Origin of the sequence: uncultured Kiloniella sp. (assembly GCF_937128705.1) — a bacterium.
In the GTDB taxonomy this organism is placed as follows: domain Bacteria; phylum Pseudomonadota; class Alphaproteobacteria; order Kiloniellales; family Kiloniellaceae; genus Kiloniella.
In genome coordinates this window covers 1-5,239 of sequence record NZ_CAKZMP010000244.1, presented here as the reverse complement: position 1 = coordinate 5,239, position 5,239 = coordinate 1, and the positions used below count along the sequence as shown (strand labels likewise).

Annotated in this window: 5 protein-coding genes; 2 read left to right on the top strand and 3 right to left on the bottom strand. The window is 46.1% G+C overall.

What is annotated here, in order from left to right:
* A partial coding sequence (locus Q0241_RS12750) for a class I SAM-dependent methyltransferase (protein WP_299378000.1) occupies positions 1-658 on the top strand: 658 nt, incomplete at its 5' end.
* 5 nt (positions 659-663) lie between these two features.
* A complete protein-coding gene (locus Q0241_RS12745) occupies positions 664-1,113 on the top strand; it encodes a GNAT family N-acetyltransferase (RefSeq protein WP_299377998.1) in 450 nt (149 codons plus the stop codon).
* Between the two features lie 10 nt (positions 1,114-1,123).
* Here Q0241_RS12745 and Q0241_RS12740 read toward each other — a convergent pair whose 3' ends face one another.
* The 3 genes from Q0241_RS12740 to Q0241_RS12730 all read right to left on the bottom strand — a co-directional run bounded on the left by Q0241_RS12740 (position 1,124) and on the right by Q0241_RS12730 (position 4,848).
* Positions 1,124-2,548, bottom strand: a complete 1,425-nt coding sequence (locus Q0241_RS12740; RefSeq protein ID WP_299377996.1) for a HAMP domain-containing sensor histidine kinase — start codon at positions 2,546-2,548, stop codon at positions 1,124-1,126.
* Between the two features lie 36 nt (positions 2,549-2,584).
* Positions 2,585-4,012: an FAD-dependent oxidoreductase gene (locus tag Q0241_RS12735; RefSeq protein WP_299377994.1), complete on the bottom strand. Its 1,428-nt coding sequence runs from the start codon at positions 4,010-4,012 to the stop codon at positions 2,585-2,587.
* 101 nt (positions 4,013-4,113) lie between these two features.
* Entirely contained in the window at positions 4,114-4,848 is a 735-nt protein-coding gene (locus Q0241_RS12730) for a TVP38/TMEM64 family protein (RefSeq protein ID WP_299377959.1), read from the bottom strand.
* Positions 4,849-5,239: the final 391 nt, after the last annotated feature.

The window sequence follows — 5,239 nt, the reverse complement described above, 5'->3', positions numbered from 1 at the left end:
CGCGCTGGACGGCCCCATCAAGGTCATTGAGCACGACGCAACATTCTTTGCTGAACTTCAAGAAGGCCAAAAAACCGGTTGGTTCTTTGATCAACGTGACAACAGAACACTCGCTGCTCGTTTTGCCAAAGACGCGGATGTTCTCGATTGTTACTCCTTTGCTGGTGGCTTCACAGTTCAATCCGCACTAGCAGGTGCCAAATCAGTCACAACAGTTGATCGCAGCCAAACTGCACTGGATTTGGCTGCCAAAGCTGCCGAAGAAAACGGCGTTGCAGATAAATGTACTTTTGTAAAAGCTGAAGTCTTTAATCATCTTGCCAAATTGGCAAATGACGGTGAGAGCTTTGATCTCGTTATTGTTGATCCGCCAGCCTTTGTAAAAAGCAAAAAAGATATTCAACAAGGATCAAAAGGTTATAGAAAACTCGCCAGACTCGCCGCCAAGCTTGTTAAGCCCGGTGGTTACCTTGTTGTGGCATCATGTTCTCATCACATGGATATCGACAATTTTGCAGATCAGACTCGCAAAGGTCTTTTGGATGCAACCAGAAAATCCCGCCTGCTCTTCACCCGGGGGGCAGGACCAGACCATCCCGTACATCCATTCTTACCCGAATCTGAGTACCTAAAACTTCAACTCTACACACTGGACTAGCCCTCATGATAATCAACGTAGATTTCCTTCGTAATCATCCTGATTGCATCGAAATCTGCGCTGATTGGGAATACATAACTTGGGGAAAGAGTTACGGCTGGGCAAAGGAAAACGTTCTCAAAAGCTATCAACGTATGACTAAGGACGATAATCCTGAGCAAGCTTTTGTCGCGTTATCCAAGAACAAGCCTATCGGGACGGCTCTCTTAATTGAAAACGATCACGAAGATTATAAGAATTGCCGTCCATGGTTGGCAGCTCCGTATGTCGCTCCTGCCCATCGACGTAAAGGTGTTGCTCGAAAGCTAGTCGCATTCGTTGAAGAGGTCGCACGTGATCGGGAAGAAAAACAATTATTTCTTTATACCCTGACTCCAGAAATTTACCGAGCAATGGGATGGAAAGTAATCGAGCAATTTGGCGACAATAAATTTCTTATGAATATTGAGTTCTGAAAGCTGTAAATTAACCAAATAACTGTGACTTAGAGTTCGATACACTAGACTTGATGGGGAGTTCTAAACAGAAGCAGGCTCCGCCAAGTTCGGAAACATCTAGCCAGATATCCCCGCCGTGTGCCCGCATTAAATCCCGGGTTATAGCAAGTCCCAAGCCAGACCCGTTTTTACGTGTAGAGCCTTTGAACGGTTTAAAAAGGTTTGATCGGGTTTCCGGCGGGATTCCCGGCCCATCATCAGCGATTGAGACAATCAAACAATCCAGCTCGGTTTGCAGTCGAATCTCTGCGGTCTTGGCACCAGCTTGTTCTGCATTTCGAGCAAGGTTTTCAAAAACCCTGTAAAGCTGCTCCCAGTCACCTGAAACATTCGTGCCCGGCGGTATATGATTCTGGACAGTGATATCAACAGATTCGGCAACTTGAAGCGTATCCGCGACCTCACCAGCCAGTTCGTGAAGATCAAAGTCCATAATATCGAGCTGTGGTGTACCTTCTTTGGAAAAGTTAAGCATCTGCCCACAGATATGAACAGCCCGGTCAATCGCCGCCAGTAAAACAGGCGCCACCTCTCGAACCTCTGGGTCTTCGCTTCGGTTTAAACGATCAGAAATCAACCGAGCCGTGGCCAGCCCATTTCGCAGGTCATGGTTAATCTTGGCCGCAGCAGTGCCTATCGCCGCCAGCCGGGTTTTCTGCCCCAAAGAGGATTGTAACGAAACCTGCATTGATGCCAGTTCGGATTCAGCGATCCCGACTTCATCAGTTCGAGAGGATGGCCTGATGATACGAGTTGCATCTTCTGGGGCATCTCTGAATTTAATCATGCTGCGTGTGATCCGTCGTAAAGGCTGGACCATTAACCAATGCAGACTGATAAAAACAAGCGCCGCCGTCATCAACGCAATCCCCAAAGAAAGCGCCAAAATCCGCCAGGAATATTCATACATATCCCAACGCATGGGTGTTTCGCTCATTACCACCTCAACGAGAACCTCGTCATTTTTTGGCGAGGGGCCTATGATTCGAAGAATACGATGTCGTGTTTGACCAAGAGCAACAAAAGCATCCTTTATCAGGCCAAAGAAACTTTCCTCTCTCAAGTCGTAAGTCTCATCAATTTCGACCTCTGCACTACTCATAAGCTTCAGCTTGCCCTGCCCGGGCCTTTGCAGGGCAACTGCCAAAGCATTCACGTGGCTCAGAAGCTCTTTTTCAAGATCTTCACTCACCATCATGTCATCGGTTGCATCTAGAGCAAGTATGGCTAGGTGGGCATCCGCGAGATGTTCTTGAAGATAGACAAACCGGAACCGAGCTATGGAAGGCGCAAAGATCAGAATTTCTGCCAACAACACAAAGATAGCCGTCAGCACCAATAGCTTCGCTGACAAACTGGTGATAAAGGGTGGCAGTTGAATTTTTCCGGCCATGAGCTCACTATTTCATTTTCAAAGATTAAGTGAAGCTTATCCAAACTTGGCAAGAAAACGAACAATCTTCTTCACACGATCACTAAACAACGATTCTGTATAGTAGCTGCCCGCCACACGTTTACTGACTTCAGAAAGCGTTGGATAGGGGGCAATCACATTTGCCATGTCGCCGATTTTCAAGCCTTTGGACAAGGCAAGTCCCCAAGGCAGTATCAATTCACCGGCCTGAATTCCAACAATAGACGCCCCCAGAATTTTACCTTTCTGGCTCGTGATCACCTTGATCTTTCCTTCGGTTCGACGTTCCGCCCGAGCACGATCATTATCCGCGAAAGACCAGTTAAGAATTTTGTGCTGAACGCCCTGCTTTTTTACATCAGCCTCAGATAGACCAACTTGCGCCAACTCGGGGTCTGTATAGGTTACCCATGGCACAGCATTGTATGAGACCTTTGCCGGTAACCGAAACAAAGCGCTTCGAATAATAATACCCGCATCATAGGCCGCCATGTGCGTAAACTGATAGCCACCAGTTACATCCCCGGCCGCATAAATCTTACGGTTAGAAGTTCGAAGGCCTTTATCAACAGTGATACCCTGTCGTTCATATTTGACGCCAGCAGATTCAAGGTTAAGCTTTTCAAGATTGGGAATACGTCCCGCTGCTAACAAAAGGTGTGTACCGTTAATTTCACGCTCTTCACCGTCGGCCTCAACACGAAGGCTCACACCATCAGGACTTTTACTCGCGGAGAGAACTTTCGTCTTTTCCAAGAGAGAGATCCCATCACCCGCTAAGCGATCACGAATAACAGATACCAGATCGGGATCGTCTTTTGGCATTATACTTGCCATCTCAACAATAGAGACCTCACTTCCCAAATTGTGGAAAGCCTGCCCCAGCTCGCACCCAATTGGGCCGCCACCAACAATAATGATTTTTTTTGGTAAATCCGTCAGATCAAAAACAGATTCGTTGGTCAGAAACGGGACCTCTTCAATGCCTTTGATTGGCGGAATCATTGCACGCGATCCCGTCGCGATCACAAAACGTCGCGCCTGAATTGTCGTATCGCCAGCCTTCAATGTCTTCGCATCAATGAACTGACCCGACGCTTGAACAACATTAACACCTAACGATTCAAAACGTTCGACAGAATCATGTGGTTCTATATCAGCAATCACTTCTTTCACATGATCATGGACTTTTTGAAAATTTACTTCTGGCGGATCATAGCTCACACCAAATTCAGGTGATTTTCTCCAGCTACGAGCAGCTTTGCCCGCCGTAAGAAGCGCCTTGGAGGGAACACAGCCATAATTTAGGCAGTCGCCCCCCATTTTACCCGCTTCGACAAGCACGGTGTCTGCACCCATTTGAACCGCACCAGCGGCAATAGACAAACCAGCTGACCCACCACCAATAACGCAAATATCTGTTTTGATCGTGTTATTTTCCATGGAGAAGTCCTTAAATTAAATGTTCTTTACGATTCCCAAACCATACAAGCCACCGAATCAACCGAGAGCCTTATTCAGCACCCCGAGGATACAGGCCATAATTAAGCCTGGTTTTTCTTGCCAAATTTTTTGTAGAGGACAGGAATGAAGGACAGAAGTGCAAGACCCAATATAGGTAAAAGTATCTCTGGCTTGAGGATAATACCTAAATCAGGTGTGCCGCCACTTCGGAACAGAGCATCTAAACCATTCCCAACAGATGCATAAACAAAGGTTCCGGGAATGATGCCAACAAATGTTGCAATTACATAGTTTCTAAGAGAAACGCCCACAAAAGCAGGAACAAGATTAACCAGCCAAAATGGAAACAAAGGAACCAATCTGAGGATCAAAAGGTAACTCAGTTCGTTTTCGTGAAAGCCTTGTTCCATCTTTTTCAGATAGCCTTGTGCTTTTTCCCGCAAGATATCACGAAATGCTGTCTTTGCCGCTAAGAACACCAAGGTAGACCCAATCGTCGCGGCAACGACGGCATAGATACCACCAAACCATGTTCCAAAAAGGAATCCCCCCGCAATGGTTAGAAACGAACCACCGGGAATCGAAAATGCTATCGCTATGGCATAGAGAGCGACAAAAGAAACAATGGCAAAGAAAGTACGATCTTGAACGAATCCGTTCAATGCCTCTCTATTCTCCTTCAATGCGTCAAAGCTGAGATATTGGTGCCATCCCAATGCGTAAACGGCAATCAACCCTGCAACCAATATAAGAAGTGGCAGCAAGCGTTTGAGCAAAGAGGCGCGCTTTTTATTATCTTCGTTTGTTTCGGTCATACTAGTATCGGTATCTATCATAGAAGTATATTTTTGACGTAATAACTTAAAATACAAGCCTATCAAGCCATTCACACAGGGATGTGATCAAACGAGAGGAGCTAAGTGCACAGTTTATAACGAAACTCCCTACTTTTATCTTTATAGAGGCAAAAAAAGTACTGTGAATTACCTTAAAACCTTGATAGAACCAGCCCAACGGTGGTTTGGAATCAGCTTTTTTCGTAGTGATCCCCGGCATAATTCAGAAAAATACTTCTGTTTTTACAGGGAATCCATTGAATCTGGCTGACAGGCGTTGACAGATGCTCAGCGCCCGCTTATACACCGACCACTATTTTCAATAACCTTCCGGATAACGGAGAATTACAGTGAAGCGCACTTTTCAGCC